Raw genomic sequence first — 661 nt, forward strand, 5'->3', positions numbered from 1 at the left:
TCCTTCCGAAACGTCACTTGCCCACGTGCGGTAACGGTCAATGTGGTCATGGTGATGTGCTTCGCAATCTGGGGTTGTACGCCCAAACCCCAGAGTTTTTTGTCGGATGCTGAAGAACGGAGCCACCCGCTAATCGCTTGATGGGGGGGAAAGCCTCAACCGCGTAACTTACAGGCCGATCGGATTGGTGGTTTCAGGGCCAGATTTAACTGCGATTTTTTGTGCATATTTGATTGCACTGCTGATTGTGCTTCGGCTACAGCCAATCGTTCGTTGCACCTGCGACCACGAGCTACCACTGGCCAATAGTCTGTTAATAGCCCCATATCGATTTTGATCGACTTGCCGTCCTCGATACTTCCCGTTCGCCTTGGCCTTGGCAATACCTTGCGTTTGCCTCTCTCGGCGCGGTTCATAATCACGGCGTGCAATTGCAGCCAGCATGTCTAGCAGCATGTCGTTGAGAGCTCCGAACATGCGCGCATCGAATTCATTTTGCGCAGGTGCAAGATGCTGCCAAGTGGTCGGGACGTTGACGGCAACCACACGAACCTGTCGTTCTCGAATCAATTTTTTGAGTTTTTCCCATTCGCCACCGGTTAGCCGCGATAGCCGATCAACGTCTTCCACCAACAGCACGTCGCTGGGTCGGCTGTCGGCT

Annotated in this window: 1 protein-coding gene; it reads right to left on the reverse strand. The window is 53.4% G+C overall.

Annotated elements, in window-relative coordinates; genetic code table 11:
- Positions 1-168: 168 nt before the first annotated feature.
- The coding region (locus ALO64_RS16085) for a recombinase family protein (protein ID WP_235805004.1) at positions 169-661 on the reverse strand (493 nt) is incomplete at its 5' end.

Origin of the sequence: Pseudomonas meliae (assembly GCF_001400515.1) — a bacterium.
Taxonomy (GTDB): domain Bacteria; phylum Pseudomonadota; class Gammaproteobacteria; order Pseudomonadales; family Pseudomonadaceae; genus Aquipseudomonas; species Aquipseudomonas amygdali.